This is a genomic window from Nostoc sp. (assembly GCF_035638895.1).
Lineage (GTDB): Bacteria > Cyanobacteriota > Cyanobacteriia > Cyanobacteriales > Nostocaceae > Nostoc.
Genome location: NZ_DASQZC010000651.1, coordinates 1 through 1,721 on the forward strand (window position 1 = coordinate 1; position 1,721 = coordinate 1,721).

The 1,721-nt window shown below is 39.0% G+C and carries 2 protein-coding genes and 1 pseudogene; 1 reads left to right on the forward strand and 2 read right to left on the reverse strand.

Features of this window, described 5'->3' with window-relative positions; genetic code table 11:
* A pseudogene (locus VE944_RS31030) lies at window positions 1-342 on the forward strand (leucine-rich repeat domain-containing protein); the annotation flags it as partial.
* Between the two features lie 203 nt (window positions 343-545).
* On the opposite strand, the gene VE944_RS31035 reads toward VE944_RS31030, so the two are convergent.
* Both VE944_RS31035 and VE944_RS31040 read right to left on the reverse strand, forming a co-directional pair.
* Window positions 546-893, reverse strand: a complete 348-nt coding sequence (locus tag VE944_RS31035) for a XisI protein (RefSeq protein WP_324986703.1) — start codon at window positions 891-893, stop codon at window positions 546-548.
* A complete protein-coding gene (locus VE944_RS31040) occupies window positions 881-1,294 on the reverse strand; it encodes a XisH family protein (protein WP_324986706.1) in 414 nt (137 codons plus the stop codon). Before VE944_RS31040 ends, VE944_RS31035 begins: the two co-directional genes overlap by 13 nt.
* Between the last annotated feature and the right edge of the window lie 427 nt (window positions 1,295-1,721).

Here is a 1,721-nt window from a genome sequence, read left to right on the forward strand (position 1 = left end):
GCTCAAAACCAAGCCCAAGCCACAGTAAGCAATCTTAATCAAACAAGCGGCGCAAGCGTAGCAGAACTAATGCAACTGATCGGCAACCTGCGCCAAACTGCCGCCCAATTTCCACCAGATAAACGTGGCGATATCACCGACAATATTGATGATGTAGAAGTAGAAATTAAAAAGCCAGAACAAGAACGCAATTTACGCAAACTCACAAACCGTCTAGTAGCTTTACTAACTGCTGGTACTGTAGTCGCTGCCCCGATCGCAGGTATGACAGACTTTACAAACAATGTTATGGAAATAGGGAACAAATTAAATATCGAACTAAGGCTTCCCTCTGGTAAATAGACTTTTCAAATTCCAGGGGCGATCGCATAGCTTGAAATGATACCCGCCTTTGATTTGATGAAAATTGAACTAAGCTCTTGCGCCTTTAATTTGCACTAATATTTTTTCAATATGATTGTGGGGTGGGCATCTTGCCCGCCCTGATAATGCAAGTTGTAAACGTAACAGCTTAGCGATCGCTATTCATCAATCAATATTTAAACCTAACCTACAGCAAACTCAGTATCAGAGCGTACCCTAGCAGGTTGAAAACCTAAAACTATATCTTCATGTGGTACACCCAATTTTAATAACTCATAGGCAATTCCATGTTCCGTACCATCATATTGAATCCAAATCTTGCCATTTTTAATATCTAAATGTAGCAAACATCCATAATCCCTGATATCGTTCTGCTTCCAACCCACATACACCAATTGATAGCGATCGCGCTCCGTATCAAAAATAGGTTGAGCCTCAACATCTTTATCCTTTGGTGATTTCATCGAGCGATCGGCTTTTGCTTGGATTAATTGTTGAATATATTGCCTGTAGACAGCTACTTTATCCATTGCTCAATCGTCTCCTTTTCTAAGTCATAAACTAAAAGTTTAATTTGACTGCGTTCTACCACTCTATTAATAAAAGCTAAGTTAAAAAAGGTTTGATAAACAAAACGAGGTACTGCTAAATATAAAATTCTCTCTGGATCTTCATCTTCTAAAGCATAGCGGTAATCTAAAAACTGTCCATGCGCCAAATGAAAATCAGAAATCCTTGAGGGACTAATAAAACTTTTCACCTCAACCGCAATTTTATCATTTCCCCTTTGAGCAGCGATCATCTGTTCCGCCCCAATGTCTATATACATTTCAACTCCACCTATACGCAATTCGTATGGATCGTGAGTTATTTGCCATCCGTCTTTTTCAAGAGCGCGTTTAACTTGCTCGTGATACAAATCTTTTGCCATATTATGGTTTGCGTTGAAAAACTTGAGCGATCGCTAATAAATTACGGCACTAGAACATTTTAGCTAAAATTTGACTGACTCAAAACCTTCAGCGCGATTGCCATGCACGAAAAACCTATGCTGTATAGCATTCGCTATCGTCCCTACAAGATTGCGATGTCTACGACGGGCTACGCCTACGCGGCATAAAGCATATAGAAAATAACAAAGTTGAAGAATACCCATATCAACGTGTGAATAATTTTAATCACCGTCAATTTGATTTCACTTTTCATAAAAGCAACGCAAGTACTTCAACACGATATTTGGGTACTTCAACACGATATTTGAGTACTTCAACACGATATTTGAGTACTTCAACACGATGTTTGAGTACTTCAACACGATATTTGGGTACTTCAACACGATATTTGGGTACTTCAACACG

What these genes read in the sequence shown, in the direction of transcription:
- VE944_RS31035 (WP_324986703.1), bottom strand. Translation starts at nt 893, where the DNA reads ATGGATAAAGTAGCTGTCTACAGGCAATATATTCAACAATTAATCCAA.
- VE944_RS31040 (WP_324986706.1), bottom strand. Translation starts at nt 1,294, where the DNA reads ATGGCAAAAGATTTGTATCACGAGCAAGTTAAACGCGCTCTTGAAAAA.